The organism is Klebsiella sp. X13, assembly GCF_003323835.1.
GTDB lineage: Bacteria > Pseudomonadota > Gammaproteobacteria > Enterobacterales > Enterobacteriaceae > Klebsiella > Klebsiella ornithinolytica.
Genome location: NZ_CP030874.1, coordinates 1,255,953 through 1,277,287, shown reverse-complemented (window position 1 = coordinate 1,277,287; position 21,335 = coordinate 1,255,953). Strand labels below are relative to the sequence as shown.

General features: G+C 54.2%; 22 protein-coding genes and 1 other annotated feature. Of the genes, 9 read left to right on the top strand and 13 right to left on the bottom strand.

Annotated features, from left to right (window positions below; genetic code table 11):
* Window positions 1-237 precede the first annotated feature (237 nt).
* The 3 genes from clpB to rluD form a co-directional block, all read right to left on the bottom strand.
* A complete protein-coding gene (gene clpB, locus DSD31_RS06265; protein WP_113990904.1) occupies window positions 238-2,811 on the bottom strand; it encodes an ATP-dependent chaperone ClpB in 2,574 nt (857 codons plus the stop codon).
* A gap of 128 nt (window positions 2,812-2,939) precedes the next feature.
* Complete coding sequence (gene yfiH / locus DSD31_RS06260; RefSeq protein ID WP_113990903.1) at window positions 2,940-3,671, bottom strand: purine nucleoside phosphorylase YfiH; 732 nt, start codon at window positions 3,669-3,671, stop codon at window positions 2,940-2,942.
* The gene (gene rluD / locus DSD31_RS06255; protein WP_004866507.1) at window positions 3,668-4,648 is read right to left on the bottom strand and encodes a 23S rRNA pseudouridine(1911/1915/1917) synthase RluD; all 981 of its coding nucleotides are present in this window, start codon (window positions 4,646-4,648) and stop codon (window positions 3,668-3,670) included. Before rluD ends, yfiH begins: the two co-directional genes overlap by 4 nt.
* 131 nt (window positions 4,649-4,779) lie before the next feature.
* On the opposite strand from rluD, the gene bamD reads away from it, so the two are divergent.
* The 4 genes from bamD to pheA all read left to right on the top strand — a co-directional run bounded on the left by bamD (window position 4,780) and on the right by pheA (window position 7,545).
* Window positions 4,780-5,517 carry an outer membrane protein assembly factor BamD gene (bamD, locus tag DSD31_RS06250; protein WP_004866513.1) on the top strand — a complete coding sequence of 246 codons (738 nt, stop codon included), beginning with the start codon at window positions 4,780-4,782 and terminating at the stop codon, window positions 5,515-5,517.
* A 269-nt stretch (window positions 5,518-5,786) separates the two neighbouring features.
* The gene (gene raiA / locus DSD31_RS06245) at window positions 5,787-6,122 is read left to right on the top strand and encodes a ribosome-associated translation inhibitor RaiA (RefSeq protein WP_004866516.1); all 336 of its coding nucleotides are present in this window, start codon (window positions 5,787-5,789) and stop codon (window positions 6,120-6,122) included.
* Window positions 6,123-6,228: 106 nt separating this feature from the next.
* Window positions 6,229-6,353 (top strand) — a sequence feature (Phe leader region).
* Window positions 6,230-6,277 (top strand): pheA operon leader peptide PheL, encoded by a 48-nt coding sequence (pheL, locus tag DSD31_RS26315; RefSeq protein WP_193312497.1) that lies wholly within the window; start codon window positions 6,230-6,232, stop codon window positions 6,275-6,277. It overlaps the preceding feature by 48 nt.
* Before the next feature lie 31 nt (window positions 6,354-6,384).
* Window positions 6,385-7,545, top strand: coding sequence for a bifunctional chorismate mutase/prephenate dehydratase (pheA, locus tag DSD31_RS06240; RefSeq protein WP_064356760.1), 1,161 nt, complete (start codon window positions 6,385-6,387; stop codon window positions 7,543-7,545).
* Here pheA and DSD31_RS06235 read toward each other — a convergent pair.
* The 3 genes from DSD31_RS06235 to aroF all read right to left on the bottom strand — a co-directional run bounded on the left by DSD31_RS06235 (window position 7,542) and on the right by aroF (window position 10,682).
* Window positions 7,542-8,414, bottom strand: coding sequence for an SMP-30/gluconolactonase/LRE family protein (locus DSD31_RS06235; RefSeq protein ID WP_086817519.1), 873 nt, complete (start codon window positions 8,412-8,414; stop codon window positions 7,542-7,544). The genes pheA and DSD31_RS06235 overlap by 4 nt on opposite strands.
* A gap of 66 nt (window positions 8,415-8,480) precedes the next feature.
* A complete protein-coding gene (gene tyrA / locus DSD31_RS06230; RefSeq protein ID WP_004866523.1) occupies window positions 8,481-9,602 on the bottom strand; it encodes a bifunctional chorismate mutase/prephenate dehydrogenase in 1,122 nt (373 codons plus the stop codon).
* Between the two features lie 9 nt (window positions 9,603-9,611).
* A complete protein-coding gene (gene aroF / locus DSD31_RS06225; RefSeq protein WP_004866527.1) occupies window positions 9,612-10,682 on the bottom strand; it encodes a 3-deoxy-7-phosphoheptulonate synthase AroF in 1,071 nt (356 codons plus the stop codon).
* Between the two features lie 347 nt (window positions 10,683-11,029).
* On the opposite strand from aroF, the gene DSD31_RS06220 reads away from it, so the two are divergent.
* From DSD31_RS06220 to DSD31_RS06210, 3 genes are read left to right on the top strand one after another with little or no spacing between them, the layout of a single operon-like run.
* On the top strand, window positions 11,030-11,539 hold the full coding sequence (locus DSD31_RS06220; RefSeq protein ID WP_032718208.1) for a regulatory sequestration protein YfiR: 510 nt from the start codon (window positions 11,030-11,032) through the stop codon (window positions 11,537-11,539).
* On the top strand, window positions 11,532-12,755 hold the full coding sequence (gene dgcN, locus DSD31_RS06215) for a diguanylate cyclase DgcN/YfiN (protein ID WP_015585931.1): 1,224 nt from the start codon (window positions 11,532-11,534) through the stop codon (window positions 12,753-12,755). Before DSD31_RS06220 ends, dgcN begins: the two co-directional genes overlap by 8 nt.
* An 11-nt stretch (window positions 12,756-12,766) precedes the next feature.
* On the top strand, window positions 12,767-13,249 hold the full coding sequence (locus DSD31_RS06210; protein WP_004866538.1) for an OmpA family protein: 483 nt from the start codon (window positions 12,767-12,769) through the stop codon (window positions 13,247-13,249).
* A 4-nt stretch (window positions 13,250-13,253) separates the two neighbouring features.
* Here the strand turns inward: DSD31_RS06210 and DSD31_RS06205 are convergent, their stop codons facing one another.
* From DSD31_RS06205 to ffh, 7 genes are all read right to left on the bottom strand, one after another.
* Window positions 13,254-14,618 carry a PepSY-associated TM helix domain-containing protein gene (locus tag DSD31_RS06205; RefSeq protein ID WP_015585929.1) on the bottom strand — a complete coding sequence of 455 codons (1,365 nt, stop codon included), beginning with the start codon at window positions 14,616-14,618 and terminating at the stop codon, window positions 13,254-13,256.
* 53 nt (window positions 14,619-14,671) lie between these two features.
* Window positions 14,672-15,112, bottom strand: a complete 441-nt coding sequence (locus DSD31_RS06200; protein ID WP_004866543.1) for a DUF2946 domain-containing protein — start codon at window positions 15,110-15,112, stop codon at window positions 14,672-14,674.
* A 121-nt stretch (window positions 15,113-15,233) separates the two neighbouring features.
* A complete protein-coding gene (gene rplS / locus DSD31_RS06195) occupies window positions 15,234-15,581 on the bottom strand; it encodes a 50S ribosomal protein L19 (protein ID WP_002914145.1) in 348 nt (115 codons plus the stop codon).
* Window positions 15,582-15,620: 39 nt separating this feature from the next.
* On the bottom strand, window positions 15,621-16,388 hold the full coding sequence (gene trmD / locus DSD31_RS06190) for a tRNA (guanosine(37)-N1)-methyltransferase TrmD (RefSeq protein ID WP_004866546.1): 768 nt from the start codon (window positions 16,386-16,388) through the stop codon (window positions 15,621-15,623).
* 31 nt (window positions 16,389-16,419) lie between these two features.
* Window positions 16,420-16,968, bottom strand: a complete 549-nt coding sequence (gene rimM, locus DSD31_RS06185) for a ribosome maturation factor RimM (protein WP_004866548.1) — start codon at window positions 16,966-16,968, stop codon at window positions 16,420-16,422.
* An 18-nt stretch (window positions 16,969-16,986) separates the two neighbouring features.
* Window positions 16,987-17,235 (bottom strand): 30S ribosomal protein S16, encoded by a 249-nt coding sequence (rpsP, locus tag DSD31_RS06180; RefSeq protein ID WP_004866550.1) that lies wholly within the window; start codon window positions 17,233-17,235, stop codon window positions 16,987-16,989.
* Between the two features lie 249 nt (window positions 17,236-17,484).
* Window positions 17,485-18,849: a signal recognition particle protein gene (ffh, locus tag DSD31_RS06175; RefSeq protein ID WP_004866553.1), complete on the bottom strand. Its 1,365-nt coding sequence runs from the start codon at window positions 18,847-18,849 to the stop codon at window positions 17,485-17,487.
* A 166-nt stretch (window positions 18,850-19,015) separates the two neighbouring features.
* On the opposite strand from ffh, the gene DSD31_RS06170 reads away from it, so the two are divergent.
* Window positions 19,016-19,807 carry a cytochrome C assembly family protein gene (locus tag DSD31_RS06170; protein WP_004866556.1) on the top strand — a complete coding sequence of 264 codons (792 nt, stop codon included), beginning with the start codon at window positions 19,016-19,018 and terminating at the stop codon, window positions 19,805-19,807.
* Between the two features lie 118 nt (window positions 19,808-19,925).
* Window positions 19,926-21,212, top strand: a complete 1,287-nt coding sequence (locus tag DSD31_RS06165) for an HlyC/CorC family transporter (RefSeq protein ID WP_032718085.1) — start codon at window positions 19,926-19,928, stop codon at window positions 21,210-21,212.
* Window positions 21,213-21,335: the final 123 nt, after the last annotated feature.

The following is a 21,335-nucleotide window of genomic DNA, read 5'->3' as shown; positions in this document are numbered from 1 at the left end:
ATTTTTGCTTTTCTCTGCCGGCGTTCATCGCTGAACCCCGCTAACCCGGCGGCCTGTAAGCCGTTGTTCCGTGTCAGTGGAGGCGCATTATAGGGGGTAATTCTGATGTGGCAAGTCTAAATTCAAATAAATGCTCCGTTCGCTCACTTATTAAACAATACCGCATCCGGACTTTAATTCTTGCCTGGTTTTTAAACAAAAACGAGCCCAGAGGGCCCGTTTTTGTCGTTTTGTGATTTACTGCACTGCCACTATATGGTCATCTTTCACCACCAGCTGAACTTCTTTACCGGGGATCAGCTCGCCGGAAAGAATTTGCTGTGCCAGCGGGTTTTCGATCTGCTGCTGGATAGCGCGTTTTAACGGACGAGCGCCATACACCGGATCATAACCATTCGCACTCAGCAACTTCAGCGCCTCATCGGACATGTGAACTTCGTAGCCACGTTCTTCCAGACGTTTGTACAGACGCTGCAGCTGAATCTGAGCAATAGAAGCAATGTGTTTTTCACCAAGCGGGTGGAAGACCACGACTTCATCGATACGGTTGATGAATTCCGGGCGGAAGTTTTGACTGACCACACCCAGAATCAGATCTTTCATATGACTGTAATCCAGCTCGCCGAAACGCTCCTGAATCAGATCTGAACCAAGGTTAGAGGTCATAATCACAACCGTATTACGGAAATCGACCGTTCTCCCCTGCCCATCGGTCAGACGACCGTCATCCAGCACCTGCAACAGGATGTTAAACACATCCGGATGAGCCTTTTCTACTTCATCCAGCAGGATGACAGAGTAAGGACGACGACGTACCGCTTCCGTCAGGTACCCGCCCTCTTCATAACCGACATATCCCGGAGGCGCACCGACCAGACGCGATACGGAGTGTTTCTCCATAAACTCAGACATATCGATACGCACCATGGCATCATCGCTATCAAACATAAAGTTCGCCAGCGTTTTGCACAGCTCCGTTTTACCGACACCGGTTGGTCCAAGGAACAGGAACGACCCAATTGGACGGTTAGGATCGGACAGCCCGGCCCGGCTACGACGGATCGCATTGGATACGGCTTCAACCGCTTCGTTCTGACCAATCACCCGGCTATGCAGTTCCTGCTCCATACGCAGCAGTTTTTCACGCTCGCCTTCCATCATTCGCGCGACCGGAATACCGGTCCAGCGCGCCAGCACTTCCGCAATTTCCGCATCCGTCACTTTATTACGCAACAGACGCATCGTTTTACCTTCAGACTGCGTAGCCGCTGCCAGCTGTTTTTCCAGCTCCGGGATTTTGCCGTACTGTAACTCGGACATCCGCGCGAGATCGCCGACGCGACGCGCCTGCTCAATCGCAATTTTAGCCTGCTCCAGTTCGGCTTTAATTGTCTGCGTACCGGAAAGAGAGGCTTTCTCCGCCTTCCACTCTTCTTCTAATACGGAATACTGACGTTCTTTATCTGCCAGCTCTTCATTCAACATATCCAGACGTTTCAGACTGGCCTCATCGGCTTCTTTCTTCAGCGCCTGCTGTTCCAGCTTGAGCTGAATAATACGTCTGTCGAGTCGGTCGAGCTCCTCCGGCTTCGAGTCAATCTGCATACGAATGCTGGATGCCGCTTCATCGATCAGGTCAATAGCTTTATCCGGCAGCTGCCGGTCAGCAATATAACGATGCGACAAGGTTGCCGCTGCGACGATCGCCGGGTCAGTGATCTGTACATGGTGGTGCAGCTCATAACGCTCTTTCAGACCACGCAGGATCGCGATGGTATCTTCAACGCTTGGCTCAGCCACAAACACTTTCTGGAAACGACGCTCCAGCGCAGCATCTTTTTCAATATACTGACGATACTCATCGAGCGTCGTTGCGCCGACGCAGTGCAACTCTCCGCGCGCCAAAGCAGGTTTGAGCATATTACCGGCATCCATCGCGCCGTCCGCTTTCCCCGCCCCGACCATGGTGTGCAGCTCGTCAATAAACAGAATGACGTTGCCTTCCTGTTTCGCCAGATCGTTCAGCACCCCTTTCAGGCGCTCTTCGAACTCGCCGCGATATTTCGCCCCGGCCACCAGCGCCCCCATATCCAGCGCCAGTACCCGGCGACCTTTCAGCCCTTCCGGTACTTCACCGTTGACGATACGCTGTGCCAGTCCTTCAACAATGGCGGTTTTACCGACGCCAGGCTCACCAATCAGCACCGGGTTATTTTTAGTCCGCCGCTGCAGAACCTGGATCGTACGACGAATCTCTTCGTCACGACCAATGACCGGATCCAGTTTGCCTTGTTCTGCCCGTTCGGTCAGATCGACCGTAAATTTCTTCAATGCCTGACGTTGGTCTTCGGCACCCTGATCGTTCACGCTTTCACCTCCGCGCATTTGTTCAATCGCCTGAGTCACGTTGGCGGTTGTTGCTCCGGCGGATTTTAAAAGGTCGGTCAGCGTACCGCGTGATTCAAGCGCCGCCAGAACGAAGAGTTCCGACGAAATAAAATTGTCCTTCCTCTTTTGCGCCAGCTTGTCGCAAAGGTTCAGAATACGCACCAAATCCTGGGACGGCTGTACGTCACCACCGGTGCCTTCCACCTGCGGTAAACGGTTCAGCGCCTGAGTAATACTGGTGCTTAACTCTCCGGCGTTAATGCCCGCAGAAGTTAATAAAGGACGTACCGATCCCCCTTCCTGACTCAGCAAGGCGCTCATTAAATGAAGAGGTTCGATGAATTGGTTGTCGTGCCCGAGTGCAAGCGACTGGGCATCGGCAAGAGCAAGCTGGAATTTATTGGTAAGACGATCCAGACGCATAACTCCTCCCATAACAGGTCAAATTTGCTACTGGAGATTAAATGAGGTCATCCCTCAATTATTCAAGGTTAAAGACCTGAACTATGCGAAAAATAAGTTTGCCTTCTGGACCGTCTTGATTCGCCAGGTTATCTCAACCAGATAAAACTCGCCATACGACCCGTCATCTTATCGCGACGATAAGAGAAAAAATCATCCTTTTCGCTTAGCGTACAGCGATCGCCACCGAAGGTCTGCGTCACGCCGACATTGGCTAAGCGCTGACGAGCCAGCCGATAGATATCAGCAAAATATTTTTCGCCGACGGGGCGGAAAGCGTCTTCCGCTTTCCCGTCCTTGATTATAAACGCATCCCGCACTTCCGGACCGACTTCAAAAGCCTCGGGACCGATCGCCGGGCCAAGCCAGGCCAGAATGTTTTCCGGCTTATCGGCGAAACATGCGACCGTAGCTTCCAGCACACCGTCGCATAATCCGCGCCAGCCGGCATGAGCGGCGGCAACTTCCGTCCCTGCGCGATTACAAAAAAGAACCGGCAGGCAGTCCGCCGTCATCACCGCACACACCGTGCCCGGTGTATTGCAGTATGACGCATCCGCCCGTTTTGACTCATATGGCCCGCCGTCCAGCGTGAGCACCGCGGTACCATGAACCTGCTCCAGCCAGACCGGAAAGGACGGTAGCCCGCCTGCGGCAAACATCCGCCGACGGTTTTCTTCCACGTGCTGCAGATTGTCTCCGCAATGGGCGCCCAGATTGAGCGAATCGTACGGAGGCAGACTGACGCCGCCAATACGCGTGGAGCTACAGGCCGCCACGCCTTCCGGCACAGGCCATTGCGGTACAATCAGTTTAGTCATAGCCAGTCAATATCGTCCTTGTGATCTTCATAATCTGCACGCATTGCCTCAATCAGCTCAACCATATCCTGAGGAATCGGCGCATGCCATTCCATCTCGATGCCGCTGATCGGGTGGTACAGACGTAACATCGTCGCGTGCAGTGCCTGACGATCAAACTTGCGCAGGGCGGTGATAAACGCTTCCGATGCACCTTTCGGCGGACGCGGACGGCCGCCGTAGACCTGATCGCCCACCAGCGGATGGGTGATGTGAGCCATATGCACACGAATCTGGTGAGTACGGCCGGTTTCCAGACGCAGACGCAGACGCGTGTGAATACGGAAGTGCTCCATAATACGGTAATGCGTTACCGCCGGTTTCCCCATCGGGTGCACCGCCATATGCGTGCGTTTCGTCGGGTGACGGCTGATAGGTTCTTCTACCGTCCCGCCCGATGTCATGTGACCAATTGCCACCGCTTCATACTCACGGGTGATTTCACGCAGCTGCAGCGACTCCACCAGACGCGTTTGCGCCGGGATGGTTTTCGCTACGACCATCAGACCGGTCGTATCTTTATCCAGACGGTGAACAATACCCGCGCGCGGTACGTCGGCAATCGGCGGATAATAGTGCAGCAGCGCATTCAGCACAGTACCGTCGGGATTGCCCGCGCCCGGGTGAACAACCAGATCGCGCGGTTTATTGATCACGAGGATGTCATCATCTTCGTATACGATATTGAGCGGAATATCCTGCGGCTCGAAGCGCACGTCTTCTTCGATTTCAACATCGATGGAGACGCTCTCTCCCCCTAAAACTTTTTCTTTCGGCTTGTCGCTGACAGCGCCGTTTACCAGCACTCGCTGGTCGAGGATCCATTCTTTTATGCGCGAACGCGAATAATCCGGGAACATTTCGGCCAAAGCCTGATCTAAGCGTTGACCGAGTTGATTTTCGGACACCGTTGCGGTGAGTTGTACTCGTTGTGCCATATACAGCTTCTTCGTTTAACGTTGGGTTTTACGGCTTTGCCGTTTAATATAGTGTGCTATTGTAGCTGGTCTTAATCGGGAGCAGGAACAGAGATTCTCCCGCATAAACATTTTGAGGAAGTCAAAACGTCATGACGCGCATGAAATACCTGGTGGCAGCGGCCACACTGAGCCTGGCTTTGGTGGGTTGCTCCGGCTCAAAGGAAGAGGTGCCTGATAATCCGCCGAATGAAATCTACGCGACCGCCCAGCAAAAGCTGCAGGACGGTAACTGGAAACAGGCAATAACGCAACTGGAAGCGTTGGATAACCGCTACCCGTTCGGTCCTTATTCCCAACAGGTACAGCTGGACCTGATTTATGCGTATTACAAAAATGCCGATCTGCCGCTGGCTCAGGCAGCCATCGACCGCTTCGTTCGTCTGAACCCTACGCATCCTAACATTGATTACGTCATTTATATGCGTGGTCTGACAAATATGGCGTTGGATGACAGTGCGCTGCAAGGATTCTTCGGGGTCGATCGCTCCGACCGCGACCCACAGCACGCTCGCGATGCCTTCAACGACTTCTCCAAACTGGTACGCGGCTACCCGAACAGCCAGTATGCGACCGACGCCTACAAACGTATGGTGTTCCTGAAGGATCGCCTGGCGAAGTACGAACTGTCAGTGGTTGATTACTACACCGACCGCGGCGCATGGGTTGCCGTCGTGAACCGTGTCGATGGTATGCTGCGCAGCTACCCGGATACCCAGGCGACTCGCGATGCGCTACCGAAAATGGAAAACGCCTACCGCCAGATGCAAATGAACGCTCAGGCAGACAAGGTGGCGAAAATTATCGCCGCTAACGGTAAAAACACCTGATCGTTTTCAGATAAGCAAAACGGCAGCCATGAGCTGCCGTTTTTTATTGCTCAGGCGCCAGAGCTGAAGCGTTTTAGCGCCGAGTCATCCTATCAAATATGACTCCCTTTCCCCTTTCCGACAAGAAAAATCTCACCTGTTCCTGCCCTGCCTCACAAAATGAATTCGTTGACAAAAAGTGACATTAAAATGTGATGCAGATCACACATCTTGACATTGGGAGAGGTATGCTGGGTTCACCAAGACGGGAAAGACAAGAGGTAAAATTTATGACAATGAACATTACCAGTAAACAAATGGAAATTACTCCGGCAATTCGCCAGCATGTCGCAGACCGTCTCGCCAAATTGGATAAATGGCAAACCCACTTAATCAACCCGCACATCATTCTCTCTAAGGAGCCGCAGGGTTTTGTCGCTGATGCAACCATTAATACGCCAAACGGGCATCTGGTCGCCAGCGGAAGAAGTGAAGATATGTACGTCGCAATCAACGAATTGATCAACAAGCTGGAACGGCAGCTGAATAAAGTGCAACACAAAGGGGAAGCCCGCCGTGCCGCAACATCGGTGAAAGAGGCAGGCTTTGTGGAAGAAGAAGAGTAATCCTTAACTTAATATTGTGTAACGCCACGCGCCTTCGGGCGCGTTTTTTATTGACAGGATGAAAACAGTACGGGTACTGTAATCTCAACTGAGCCAAGGAATTCATCGTGAAACGACTAGCGTTCTTCTTCGCATTCTTTTTTACCTTCCCCTGAACGGGAGGCGATTCGTCGTGTGATAAAGAATGCGAAGACGAACAACAAGGCCTCCCAAACGGGAGGCCTTTTTTATTGATAAATCAATAACAAGAAAGGCAACACATATGACCGAGGAAAACCCGTTACTGGCTCTGCGCGATAAGATCAGCGCACTGGATGAAAAACTGCTCGCGCTGCTGGCAGAACGCCGCGGACTGGCTGTAGAGGTCGGTAAAGCGAAGCTGGCATCACACCGTCCGGTTCGTGATATCGACCGCGAGCGCGATCTGCTGGAGCGTCTGATAACGCTGGGGAAAAGCCACCATCTGGATGCCCACTACATCACCCGCCTGTTTCAGCTGATTATCGAGGATTCCGTTCTCACCCAGCAAACCCTGCTGCAGCAGCATCTGAATAAAATCAATCCGCATTCAGCGCGCGTGGCTTTCCTGGGACCAAAAGGGTCATATTCACATCTGGCCGCCCGCCAGTACGCGGCGCGCCATTTCGAACAGTTCATCGAGAGCGGCTGCGCAAAATTTGCCGATATCTTTAACCAGGTGGAAACCGGCCAGGCCGACTACGCGGTCGTTCCTATCGAAAATACCAGCTCCGGTGGCATCAATGATGTCTACGATCTGCTGCAGCATACCAGCCTGTCGATCGTCGGTGAGCTCACGATCCCAATCGATCACTGCGTTCTGGTCTCGGCGTCAACCGATCCGCAGCACATTCATACCGTATATAGCCACCCGCAGCCGTTCCAGCAGTGCAGCCAGTATCTGAGCCGTTATCCGCACTGGAAAATTGAATACACGGAAAGCACCTCTGCAGCGATGGAAAAAGTGGCTCAGGCAAACTCACCGGGCGTCGCCGCGCTGGGTAGCGAAGCCGGTGGCGCGCTGTACGGCCTGCAGGTTCTTGAACATTGCCAGGCCAATCAGACACAAAACATCACCCGTTTCCTGGTGCTGGCACGTAAAGCGGTGAATGTTTCCGAACAGGTACCGGCAAAAACCACGCTGCTCATGGCAACCGGACAACAGGCCGGTGCGCTGGTTGAAGCGCTGCTGGTGTTGCGCAATCACAACCTGATCATGACCAAGCTGGAATCTCGTCCGATTCACGGCAACCCGTGGGAAGAGATGTTTTATCTGGATATCCAGGCCAACCTGGAATCAATGCCTATGCGTAAGGCACTAAAAGAGCTGGCCGAGATTACCCGTTCCATGAAAGTTCTGGGTTGCTACCCAGGCGAAAACGTCGTGCCGGTCGATCCTATCTAACGCTCTGTAAATACGGGTTTCTTCATCCCTGCCACCGTCACCGGCAGGGTGAAGATAGCGCCGGAAAGCGGATATTGCTGGACTTCGTCGGCAGACATATTTTCGCGCGTGGTCGTGATGTATAACGTGCGCATATCCGCTCCGCCAAAACAGACCATTGTCGGGCAGCGCACCGGTAATCGATGCTCTTCCAGCTGTTCACCGGTCGGTGAAAAACGGGCAACACGCCAGCCATCAAACATTGCGCTCCAGTAGCAACCCTCTTCATCCACGGCCGCCCCGTCTGGAATCCCCTCTCCAGGCTGAAAACGCCGAAAGACTTCGCGTTTACCGGGCTCGCCCTGTTCATCCAGCGGAGTGCGGTAGATAACCGCGTTTGGCGTATCCGAGGTGTACATCCAACGCTTGTCTGCGCTAAAGGCCAGACCGTTGGCGCCATGGATATCGCACTGAATCACCCGCGGAGTGAGATCGTGGTTGATGCGCATCAGCAGCGCGCCGTTATAATCTCCTGGCCCCCAGAATGTACCGGCATAAAAACGCCCGTCGCGATCGGTGCCGCCATCGTTAAAGCGTGCCAGCTGCGGGTTGCTCGGATTATCACAAATTTTGCGTCGCAACAGACCATGGGCATCGGTAAGCCAGATAGCGCTGCGTAGCGCCACAATAAAACCCCCTTTCTCGCGCAGGGCAAAGCAGCCCACTTCTTCGGGAAACTGCAGAACCTGATGTTCGCCGCTGCGGATGCCGTAACGGTGAATTTCGCACTCCAGAATATCGGCCCAGTAGAGCGCCTGCTCGGCGTCACTCCAGGTCGGACATTCCGGCAGATGTCCTGCGTAATCAAACAGCGGTTGTGGTTCAGCCATCGTTTTCATCCCTATAAAAAAAGCCAGCGGGTTCCCCCTCTGGCTTTGATTATATACGGTTTTCCGTTACTGCCGGTTATCATTCGCCTGACGCAGCAGCGTCCGACTTTCGCTCTGGAAGCGCTGGGCATAATCGCCAAACCAGTGCTCCACTTTGCGGAAGCTGTCGATAAACGCCTGTTTATCCCCCTGCTCCAGCAGGCCAATCGCTTCACCAAAACGCTGGTAGTAGCGTTTAATCAGCGCCAGATTGTTTTCCGATGACATAATAATATCCGCATACAGCTGCGGATCCTGCGCAAACAGGCGGCCAACCATCGCCAGCTCAAGGCGGTAGATCGGGGATGACAACGCCAGCAGCTGTTCGAGGCGAACGTTTTCTTCCGCCAGATGCAGGCCATAGGCAAAGGTCGCAAAGTGACGTAGCGCCTGAATAAAAGCCATATTCTGATCGTGTTCAACGGCGCTGATACGGTGCAGGCGGGCGCCCCAGACCTGAATTTGCTCAAGGAACCACTGATACGCCTCCGGCTGACGACCATCGCAGTAAACCACCACCTGCTTCGCCAGGCTGCCGCTGTCCGGCCCGAACATCGGGTGCAGACCCAGTACCGGACCACGGTGCGCGGCCAGCATCGCCTGCAAAGGTTCCGCTTTCACCGACGCCAGGTCGACCAGGATACAGTCCGCCGGTAACGGCGGCAGCTGACCAATTGTATCGACCGTCGCATGGATAGGCACGCTAACGATGACCATTCCGGCATCAGCAACAATGTCCGCTGCCCGCGCCCAGTCGTCTTTCTCCAGGATACGTACCTGGTAGCCTGAAAGCGTCAGCATTTTCTCAAACAGACGCCCCATCTGCCCACCGCCGCCGACAATCACCACCGGGCGCAGATTCGGACACAGCGTTTTGAAGCCTTTATCATTCTCGCTGGAATATGACTCGCGCATGACGCGACGCAGCACGTCCTCGATAAGATCGGGCGGAACGCCCAGCGCCGACGCCTCTTCCCGTCGGGAAGCCAGCATCGCCGCTTCCCGTTCCGGGACGTAAATCGGCAGCCCATACTGGCTTTTGACCTCTCCGACTTCGGCAACCAGCTCCAGGCGGCGCGCCAGTAGCCCCAGCAGCGCCTTATCGACTTCATCAATTTGATCGCGTAACGCGGTCAGTTCAGCAACCATACTATCCTCTTACCCCAGACGAGCCGCCAGATGACCGCGCAGATCCTGATCCAGTTCGCGCAGCAGGGCATCAGTCGTTTCCCAGCTGATGCAGGCATCGGTGACGGACACGCCGTATTTCATATCACAACGCGGCTGTTCAGAAGACTGATTACCTTCGTGGATATTACTTTCGATCATCAGGCCAATGATGGAACGATTACCATCTTTAATCTGTGCGACGACGGATTCCGCAACCGCAGGCTGGCGGCGGTAGTCTTTATTAGAATTCCCATGGCTGCAATCTACCATCAGTGACGGTTTCAGTCCCGCCTGAGCCATCTCTTTTTCACACTTCTCGACATCTTCCGGGCCGTAGTTAGGGGCTTTACCGCCGCGCAGAATAACGTGGCCGTTCGGATTGCCCTGGGTTTGCAGCAGACAAACCTGGCCGGCCTGGTTAATCCCGACGAAACGGTGCGGCATCGCCGCGGCGCGCATCGCGTTAATTGCCGTCGACAGGCTACCGTCGGTACCGTTTTTAAAGCCAACCGGCATTGACAGACCTGACGCCATTTCACGGTGAGTCTGGGATTCGGTCGTGCGTGCGCCGATAGCAGACCAGCTAAACAGATCGCCGAGGTACTGCGGGCTGTTTGGATCCAGCGCTTCCGTTGCCAGCGGTAACCCCATGTTAACCAGCTCTACCAGCAAGCGACGCGCAATCTTCAGACCGCCTTCAACATCAAACGAGCCATCCATATGCGGATCGTTAATCAACCCTTTCCAGCCCACGGTAGTACGAGGCTTTTCAAAATAGACGCGCATGACCAGGTAGAGGCTATCGCTGACCTCTTCGGCAAGTGCTTTAAAACGATGAGCGTATTCAATTGCCGCCTCTGGATCGTGGATCGAGCAAGGTCCACACACCACCAGCAGACGCGGATCGCGGCCGGCAATAATGTCAGATATGGTCTGACGGGACTGCGCGATTTGCGCTTCTTGTTCGAGGCTCAGCGGGAATTCAGCTTTCAGCTGATCCGGCGTGATCAGAACCTGTTCGTCGGTAATATGTACGTTATTCAGCGCGTCTTTTTGCATGATTGCGATCCTGTGTAGCTCGTTTGCGATAGTTGGTTCCTCGGTGAGGAATGACGTAACGATACCACACAAAGTAAAGATTTCAATCCATAATCCGTAAATTTTACTTTACACCAGCAAATTAAATGGCCCTTTATTTCGCCATAAGTGTAAACTTATTGGTACAACACCATATTTACCCCTGCTGACGCTCACCTTTCCCCCACCTTCGTTTACGAATAATCCTGGTCAGAATTATCTCAAAGCAAAGTGGGCGGTTAATGACGCTCCCCACCAACAATGGTATCCTGCGCCCGGGCATCAGCGATCTGCAATTCATGCACCCGACGAACCTGACGGATCCGTTAATGAAAGAGTTCTACCGTCTTTTTTTTATTTTTTTGTTATTTATCGTGGGCTACCCCGCTTTTGCCGCTGACGCACCTAAAAATGTTCGGGCTATTGTTTCGGGTATTGTCACCTATACCCGCTGGCCAGCGTTATCTGGCCCACCGAGGCTGTGTATTTTTTCTACCTCGCGTTATACCTACAGCCTGGCTCAGGAACATCCTGAGGCTTTACCGTACAAACCGGTCATTGTGCGTAATACAGAAGAAGCGTTGAATACGGTTTGTGATGGATTTTATTTTGGCAGCGAGTCGCCCTCTCAACAGGCGAAGCTCACGGCAGAATATCCATCACGCCCCTTATTACTCATTGCGGAACAAAATAGCGAGTGTGCAATCGGCAGTGCTTTTTGCCTGATCATAAATGACAAAAGGGTCAGATTCTCCGTGAATCTGGATGTCCTGACACACAGCGGTGTGCGGGTTAATCCAGACGTACTGATGCTTGCCCGGAATAACGCACATGAATAAGGATTTCTCTCAGGCTCCGCGCCCCACCTTTAAACGCGCACTACGCCGCATCAGCGTAATAAGCGTAGTGATCTCTATGACCCTGGTCTGGCTATTGCTGAGTACCGCGTCAGTCTTTACCTTGAAACAGTATGCGCAGAAGAATCTGGCGCTGACGGCCGCCACGATGAGCCGTAGTCTTGAAGCCGCGCTGGTTTTCGATGACAGCGCTGCGGCAGAAGAGACGCTGGCGACGCTCGGCAGGCAGGGGCAGTTTTCCGAAGCGCTGGTGCTGGATAACCAGCAAAATCACTTCGCCGTCTGGCGTAATACGGACCTGGTTCGGCAGGAGAAATTCAGCGGCCTCATCAGCAAATGGCTGTTTCCTGAACCCACAACCCAGCCAATCTTGCATCTGGGGAAGGTCGTCGGCGAACTTCGGCTGACGGCGCTGGACAGCCTGATAAGCCACTTCCTCGGCATATCTATTATTGTTTTGACCGGCAGTATTCTGCTGGCCTCATTTATCGCCTTATTGCTGACGCATTCTCTGCACCACGGTATCGTCACCGCCTTACAAAGCATTACCGAGGTGGTACATGACATCCGGGAAAACCGCCACTTCTCCCGTAGGGTCCCTGAAGAGCGTATCGAGGAGTTCCATCTGTTCGCCCAGGACTTTAATAGCCTGTTGGGTGAAATGGAGGACTGGCAGCAACAGCTGCAGGCTAAAAATGCCCAGCTGTTACGCACCTCGTTACATGATCCCCTCACCGGACTGGCCAATCGCGCTGCGTTTCGCAACGTTATCAGTACATTAATGAAAGATGAGGCTGCCCGACGCAGTTCGGCATTGCTCTTTCTTGATGGCGATAATTTTAAGCTGATTAATGATAACTGGGGTCATGCGACGGGAGACAAGGTCCTCATCGAAGTCGCCAGCCGGCTGATGAATTTTGTCAGCAAGCGCCATCAGGCCTGGCGTTTAGGCGGTGACGAATTCGCGATCTTGTTGCGTGACGTACACTCAGAGGCGGAAGTCAAGACGCTCTGCACATCGTTATCCAGCCAGTTTCTTGAACCGTTTAATCTGCATAACGGCCATACTGCGACCCTGTCGCTCAGCATTGGCTATGCGCTGGCCTGGGAACATGCGTCAGCGGAGAACCTGCAGGAGTTCGCCGATCAACATATGTATCGGATGAAACACCGGCGTATTCCTCAAGTACAAAAATAAAAGGAACAACCATGCTCAGGAAATATTTTGCTCCCGCACTGATGGCCGCAGTTTTACTCACCGGCTGTCAGGCCCCGCAAGGGAAATTCTCTCAGGAACAGGTTGCTGCCATGAAGTCCTACGGCTTTACAGAAAGTGATGGCGACTGGTCGCTGGGTTTGTCCGACAGCATCCTGTTTGATAAAAATGACTACCATCTGCGCAGCGATAGCCAGGCGCAAATCCAGAAAATGGCCTCTCGTCTGGCTTCTACCGGGATTACGCACGCCCGGTTAGACGGACACACCGATAACTACGGTGAAGACGGCTATAACGAAATGCTGTCGCTTAAACGCGCCAACATCGTCGCGGATGACTGGGCGAAGGGGGCCAGTATCCCGCGTAGCAATTTAACGACCCGCGGGTTAGGGAAAAAATATCCTATCGCCAGCAACGATACGGCGAAAGGGCGTGCTGAAAACCGTCGCGTTACGGTGGTCATCAGCACGCCGTAGGCACTTAGTCGACCGACTTCGCGAGCATGACGGCCGTTGCCGCCCGCCAGCGCAGATAGTCAATCACCAGTCCTGCCGCGAGGCTGGCGCCCATTAACGGTAACGCCAGCCCCAGCATCACTGCCATCGCCAGCGTGAGCGCGCGGGCGGGCCATCCCAGGTTGAACCACGCCTGAATCAGGGTATTCGCCGGGTTAAACGCCGCATGAGCCGGCCGCCGGATCCACCACAGGCGATACCCCACCACAATCATCACGCACAGCGCGATCCCAAACGCGATCAGCAGCAGTTGATTGGCAAGACCAAACAGAATCCCCATATGGAAATCCACGCCCCAGCGGGTGAGCTTCGCCATTAACGGGAAATCGACAAAGCGGGTGCGATCGACAACCTGCATGGTCTCCCCATCAATCGCCACAGCATCCACCTGCGTGGGCCAGCTTCGGTCAATTTCATTGACCGTCCACGCCCGCCCCGCCGCCGCCGGAGGGCGGATTTCCAGCTTGCTGGCAGCGAGACCCGCCGCACGCGCGATCGTCAGCACCCGATCAAACTGCTCGCCTTTCGCCGCCGGCGCCGCATCTGCCCGATGCCCCATATGGTGTTCGGCATGCGGATCATGCGGCATCGGCATGGCACTATGCAGCTGCGTATTCACCTGCGGGGTCAGCCAGCCGAATGCCGCGCGCATTTTATCCACATTGCCGCCGGCCCACTGCGACCAGGTCAGCCCGGTGGCGGAGAAAAGCAGCATACCTGCCAGTAGCCCCCAGCCCAGAGAAACATGCAGACGACGGCTATTCTGCATACGATTATTTATCCGCCTGCGGGGACGAGTCATCGCCCAGAGGACAATGCCACCGAGAGCCGCAACCCACATCCATGATGCAGCCAGCTCGCTATAAAGCCGGCCGCTATCCCCGAGCAGCAATGATTTATGGGCGTAATCGATCCACTGGCGCAGCGGTAAAATTCCGCTGGTACCATAGACCGTCATATCGCCCTTCACTTTCAGCGTTACCGGGTCGATAAAGATCGCCCGGGACTCAGACTCTCCCAACTGCGGATCGGCAAACATCACCCGCGTGGTCTCCCCGGCCTTAATCGCCGGGCGCAACGCCTGTAAACGAAGATTCCCCTGAGTCGTCTCTTCCGCGACTGCCAGCTGGGCGCTAAGCGGCTGACGATCGCCGCTCAACGAGCCACGAAGGGCATCCTGATAGAGCCAGTTCTCCAGCTGTGGAGTGGCCACGTACAGCGTCCCGGTAAGGGCCGCCACGAAGATAAACGGCCCGATAAACAGACCAATATAGAAATGGAGGCGTCGCAGCAGGTTCAGCCATGCCGCGCGCGAGGTGCAGGTAGTCATACTTTTCCTTTCTGAAAGCAAAAAGAGAACGTGGCGCTGTGCGCCTTGTTATTTTAGAAAGCAGAAAAAGCAGACCGATGCGGCGGCGCGCGGGTTTCGGGGTACAGCCAGGGGAAGAAATGCCGGCGCTTCAGCACCAGACAGGGGAAAAGCACGCGCACGCGGCGCAGGATAACGGAGATAAGCAGCGCCAGCGCAAACAGCAGCCCCGGAACGTGAGCCAGCAGCACGCAGTAGCCACAGGCCTCCGCATGGTCGAGCGGCATCGTGTGCGTCGACTGGGGCGCAGGAGAATCCACCGGGTGGGACATCATCTGCTCATGCGGCATATCCGCCATCATCATGGCATGATGCATGCCGGGCATAGCGCTCATCGGATCTTTTTGCAATGAGACCGAGATCAGCGGCGCAATCACAATCAGCAGGATCGAAAACAGCGCCAGCCATGCGGCCCGCCGTATAAACGCTGAGTGTAGAGAAAGTTTGCTGACCACCGCCCCTCCGAAATGAGAGCGATATTGTAAATGATTTACATCAGAATGGTTAAATTGAAGATAAAAAAAGGGCCGGCCCAACGGGCCAGCCCTTTTCATCAGGATGTCGCGAAAGCGAATCTTAGTTAAGACGCTCTTTGATACGAGCAGACTTACCGGTACGCTCACGCAGGTAGTACAGTTTAGCTTTACGTACAGCACCACGACGTTTAACAGCAATGCTGTCAACTACCGGAGAGTGAGTCTGGAAGACACGCTCAACGCCTTCGCCGTTGGAAATTTTACGAACAGTGAATGCAGAGTGCAGACCGCGGTTACGAATAGCGATAACCACGCCCTCGAATGCCTGCAGACGTTTTTTGGAACCTTCAACAACCCATACTTTCACTTCCACGGTATCACCCGGACGGAAGGAAGGTACGTCCTGCTTCATCTGTTCTTGTTCAAGTTGCTTAATAATGTTGCTCATAATTTAATCTCTTATCCTGGGTAAACTGATATTGGGGGCTTACGCCATCCCATCATGTTTATGCTGCTGTTTTGCGTGTTCAGTTTTGAACTCCGCCAGCAACTTTGCTTGCTCTTCAGTCAGAGCCAGGTTTTCCAAAAGTTCAGGTCTTCTAAGCCAGGTACGGCCCAGCGACTGTTTCAAACGCCAGCGACGAATCTCAGCATGGTTTCCCGACAGCAAAACTGGCGGTACTTCCATCTCTTCTAACACTTCAGGACGGGTATAGTGTGGGCAGTCCAGCAATCCATCGGCAAAGGAATCTTCCGTTGCCGATGCCTCATGACCCAGAACCCCCGGAATAAACCGGGAAACGGAGTCAATCAGCGTCATGGCTGGTAACTCACCACCGCTGAGGACGTAATCACCGATTGACCATTCTTCGTCAATTTCGGTCTGGATTACGCGCTCATCTATGCCTTCATAGCGACCGCACACCAGAATCAGTTTCTGATTCGTTGCCAGTTCGCTGACGCCCGCTTGATCAAGCTTGCGTCCCTGAGGTGACAGATAAATCACCTTTGCGCCTTCACCTGCCGCGGCTTTTGCTGTGTGAATGGCGTCCCGTAAGGGTTGCACCATCATTAGCATCCCCGGTCCGCCGCCGTAAGGACGATCGTCCACGGTACGGTGCCGGTCATGAGCAAAGTCACGAGGACTCCAGCTCTGGATGCTCAGCAGGCCATTTTTTACTGCCCGGCCAGTTACCCCGTAATCGGTAATTGCGCGGAACATTTCAGGAAACAGGCTAATTATGCCAATCCACATAGCGCCGTCTTTTACCGTTTATCCGGAGAATTTAAAAACCAGGATCCCAGTCTACTTCGATTGTGCGAGTAGCGAGATCGACTTTCTTGATAACCTGCCCATCGAGGAACGGAACCAGCCGCTCCTTGATACCAAATGCATCTTTCAGGTTTGCCTTAATGACGAGAACGTCATTTGACCCGGTTTCCATCATGTCGATGACTTTACCAAGGCCATAGCCTTCTGTGGTTACTACCTGGCAGCCCATCAGGTCTTTCCAGTAATAGTCACCCTCTTCGAGCTTCGGCAGCTGCGAGGAATCCACGACAATTTCGCAATTAGTCAGCAGATTCGCAGCATCACGATCGTCAATGCCTTTCAGCTTAATAACGATGTCCTGATTATGGTGGCGCCAGCTTTCCAGCTCAACGACCTGCCACTGACCCGCCTTCTGGATTAACCAGGGCTGATAGTCAAAAATGCTTTCGGCGTCTTCGGTGGAGGAAAACACTCTGAGCCAACCACGGATACCGTAGGAAGAACCCATCTTGCCCAATACGATCGGATCAACAGGTGCTTGTGCGGTGTGTTGCTTGCTCATCATGACCACCGTGACAGATTAAGCTGCTTTGTTTGCTGCTTTGATCAGCGCTGCAACGCGATCGGAAACGGTAGCGCCCTGGCCAACCCAGTGAGCGATACGATCCAGATCCAGACGCGTTTCTTCTTCGTTCGCAGAAGCGATCGGGTTGAAGAAACCAACGCGCTCAATGAAGCGACCGTTGCGTGCATTACGGCTGTCGGTGACAACAACCTGGTAGAACGGACGCTTTTTAGCGCCGTGACGAGCTAAACGAATAGTTACCATAACATCCTCTTGTGTGAATAGAACACCCGGGCCCCATCGAGGAACGGAGCCCGGGTGTCATATTAAAAGCCCGAAAATTTTACTCATTTTTGGGGAAATTGCAATCAACAGTTGATAAGTCTGCTATAAAAGGCCGTCGGCGGTGCGCTCAGTTCGGTGCCGACGTGCGCGCAGCCACCGGAGCGTACACGTAGTACGTGAGGATGGCGAGCACACCCCGGTGCCGAAATGGCAAACAAGCCAGGCCGATTAGCGACCAGGGAATCCTGGGGGCATCATCCCTTTCATCCCACGCATCATCTTCATCATGCCGCCTTTCGACTTCATCTTCTTCATCATGCGCTGCATATCATCAAACTGTTTGAGCAGACGGTTCACATCCTGCACCTGCATCCCGCAGCCGGCGGCGATACGGCGCTTACGTGAACCTTTAATGATTTCCGGCTTAGCACGCTCTTTCAGCGTCATCGAGTTGATGATCGCTTCCATCCGCACCAGCACTTTGTCATCCATCTGGGATTTCACGTTGTCCGGGATCTGCCCCATGCCGGGCAGTTTGCCCATCAGGCTGGCCATGCCGCCCATGTTTTTCATCTGACGCAGCTGCTCAAGGAAATCGGTCAGATCGAAACCATCGCCTTTCTTCAGCTTAGAGGCCAGCTTCTCGGCCTGCGCGCGGTCAACCTTGCTCTCGATATCTTCGATCAGCGACAGCACGTCGCCCATGCCGAGAATACGGGAAGCAATACGATCCGGGTGGAATGGCTCCAGCGCTTCGGTCTTTTCACCGACGCCAAGGAACTTAATCGGTTTACCGGTGATGTGGCGAATCGACAGCGCGGCACCGCCGCGGGCGTCGCCATCGACTTTGGTCAGCACCACGCCGGTCAGCGGCAGCGCTTCGTTAAAGGCTTTGGCGGTATTCGCGGCATCCTGACCGGTCATCGCATCAACGACGAACAGCGTTTCTACCGGGTTAAGAGAAGCGTGGACCTGTTTGATTTCGTCCATCATCGCTTCATCAACGTGCAGACGACCGGCGGTATCCACCAGCAGCACGTCGTAGAACTTCAGCTTCGCTTCTTTCAGCGCGGCGTTAACGATATCGATCGGCTTCTGGCCCACATCGGACGGGAAGAAATCAACGTTAACCTGCTCAGCCAACGTTTCCAGCTGTTTAATCGCCGCCGGGCGATAAACGTCCGCGGAGACCACCAGCACTTTCTTCTTGTGCTTCTCACGCAGGAATTTACCCAGCTTCGCGACGCTGGTGGTTTTACCCGCCCCCTGCAGACCCGCCATCAGCACGACGGCCGGCGGCTGAGCGGCTAAATCCAGCGCCTGGTTCTCTTCGCCCATCGCCGCAACCAGCTCGTTACGTACGATTTTGACAAACTCCTGACCCGGGGTCAGGCTTTTGTTTACTTCATGACCCACCGCGCTCTCTTTGACGCGGCTGATGAAGTCACGAACGACAGGCAGCGCGACGTCCGCCTCCAGCAGCGCCATGCGGACTTCACGCAGGGTATCTTTAATATTGTCTTCGGTAAGGCGTCCGCGGCCGCTAATGTTGCGCAGCGAACGCGACAAACGATCGGTTAAATTATCAAACATTGTCTCTCGCCTGAGGTGGAAACTGTCGGTCGCAGCAGCGACACGAAAACACGGATTTGGCGCAGTATAACACGACATGAAGCGCGATGTGATGCAACGGTTGGAGCAGACGTCGCGTGACGCTATACTGCTTCTCTTTCTTATTTAGTCAACAGTCGACACCCATATGCCTGTTTTTGCTCTGCTCGCGCTTGTCGCCTACTCCATCAGCCTTGCGCTGATCATCCCCGGCCTGTTGCAAAAAAACAGCAGCTGGCGGCGGATGGCGATTCTTTCCGCAACTATTGCGTTGATTTGTCATGCTTTTGCGCTGGAGTCACGTATTTTCCCCGGCGGCGAGAGCGGACAGAATCTCAGTTTATTAAACGTCGGTTCGCTGGTCAGTCTGATGATCTGTACGGTGATGACTATCGTCGCGTCGCGTAACCGCGGCTGGCTGCTGCTGCCTATCGTCTACGCATTTGCGTTGATTAACCTGGCTTTCGCCACTTTCGTGCCGAACGAATACATCACCCATCTGGAAACCACGCCGGGAATGCTGGTGCACATCGGCCTGTCGCTCTTCTCTTATGCGACGCTGATTATTGCCGCGCTGTATGCGCTCCAGCTGGCATGGATCGATTATCAGTTGAAGAACAAAAAGCTGGCCTTCAGCCATGAAATGCCGCCGCTGATGAGTATCGAGCGTAAAATGTTTCATATTACGCAGGTCGGCGTGGTCCTGCTGACGCTGACGTTGTGCACCGGTTTGTTTTATATGCATAACCTGTTTAGCACGGAAAATATCGATAAAGCCGTGCTGTCGATCGTCGCGTGGTTCGTCTATATCGTTCTGTTGTGGGGCCACTATCATGAAGGATGGCGCGGTCGTCGAGTCGTCTGGTTTAACGTCACCGGCGCAGGCCTGCTGACGCTGGCTTACTTTGGCAGCCGCGTGCTTCAACAGTTTATTAGTTAACCCCGAACACCCGCCTGTCCCGGCAGGTGTCATCATTGCAGAAAGCCTGAAGACTGGCGCGCTCAGCGCCAGCAGGCTCATAAAATAGCCTACCGGGCCAGGCGTTAAGGAGTCCCCCCTGGAACACATATCTACCACCACGCTGATCGTGACGCTGATTATCATGGTGATTATCTCCGCCTATTTCTCCGGTTCTGAAACCGGGATGATGACCCTGAACCGCTATCGACTGCGGCATATGGCGAAACAAGGCAACCGCCAGGCAAAGCGCGTAGAAAAGCTGCTGCGCAAACCCGACCGTTTAATCAGCCTGGTGCTGATCGGCAATAACCTCGTCAACATCCTCGCCTCCGCGCTGGGGACGATTGTCGGTATGCGTCTGTATGGCGATGCCGGGGTGGCCATTGCCACCGGCGTACTGACCTTCGTGGTCCTGGTTTTTGCCGAGGTCCTGCCTAAAACCATCGCGGCGCTGTATCCGGAAAAGGTCGCCTACCCGAGCAGCTTCTTACTGGCGCCGCTGCAGGTGCTGATGATGCCGCTGGTCTGGCTGCTGAACACCATCACCCGCCTCCTGATGCGCATGATGGGCATCAAAACCGATATTATCGTCAGCGGCGCGCTGAGCAAAGATGAGCTGCGCACCATCGTGAACGAGTCGCGGACCCAAATCTCCCGCCGTAACCAGGACATGCTGCTGTCGGTGTTGGATCTCGAAAAGGTCAGCGTCAATGACATCATGGTCCCGCGCAATGAAATTATCGGTATTGATATTAACGACGACTGGAAATCAATCGTTCGCCAGCTGACTCACTCTCCTCACGGACGCATCGTGCTGTATCGCGGCTCGCTGGACGACGCCATCAGCATGCTGCGCGTACGTGAAGCCTATCGCCTGATGACCGAGAAAAAAGAGTTCACCAAAGAGGTGATGCTGCGCGCCGCCGATGAAATTTACTTCGTGCCGGAAGGAACGCCGCTCAGCACGCAGCTGGTGAAGTTCCAGCGCAATAAGAAGAAAGTAGGCCTGGTGGTCGATGAGTACGGTGACATCCAGGGGCTGGTGACGGTAGAAGATATTCTCGAAGAGATTGTCGGTGACTTCACTACCTCAATGTCGCCGACGCTGGCTGAAGAAGTCACGCCGTTAACCGACGGAACCGTCATCATTGATGGCAGCGCCAACGTGCGCGAAATCAATAAAGCGTTTAACTGGCATCTGCCGGAAGATGAGGCCCGAACGGTTAACGGGATTATTCTGGAGGCGCTGGAAGAGATCCCGGTTCCCGGCACGCGCGTGCGCATCGAGCAATATGATATCGATATTCTCGACGTCCAGGACAATATGATTAAGCAGGTGAAGGTCAAGCCGGTGAAGCCACTTCGCGAGAGCGCCGCCGAGTAATCGACAGGCCTGACGCAGAGACGGTGGACCCTGGATTCGCCGTTTTTTTTGCCCGCAGCTTTCCTGGCAACAAAACCGCAACGCGATAAAAACAATAAAAAACGGCCGCCCTTGGGCGGCCGT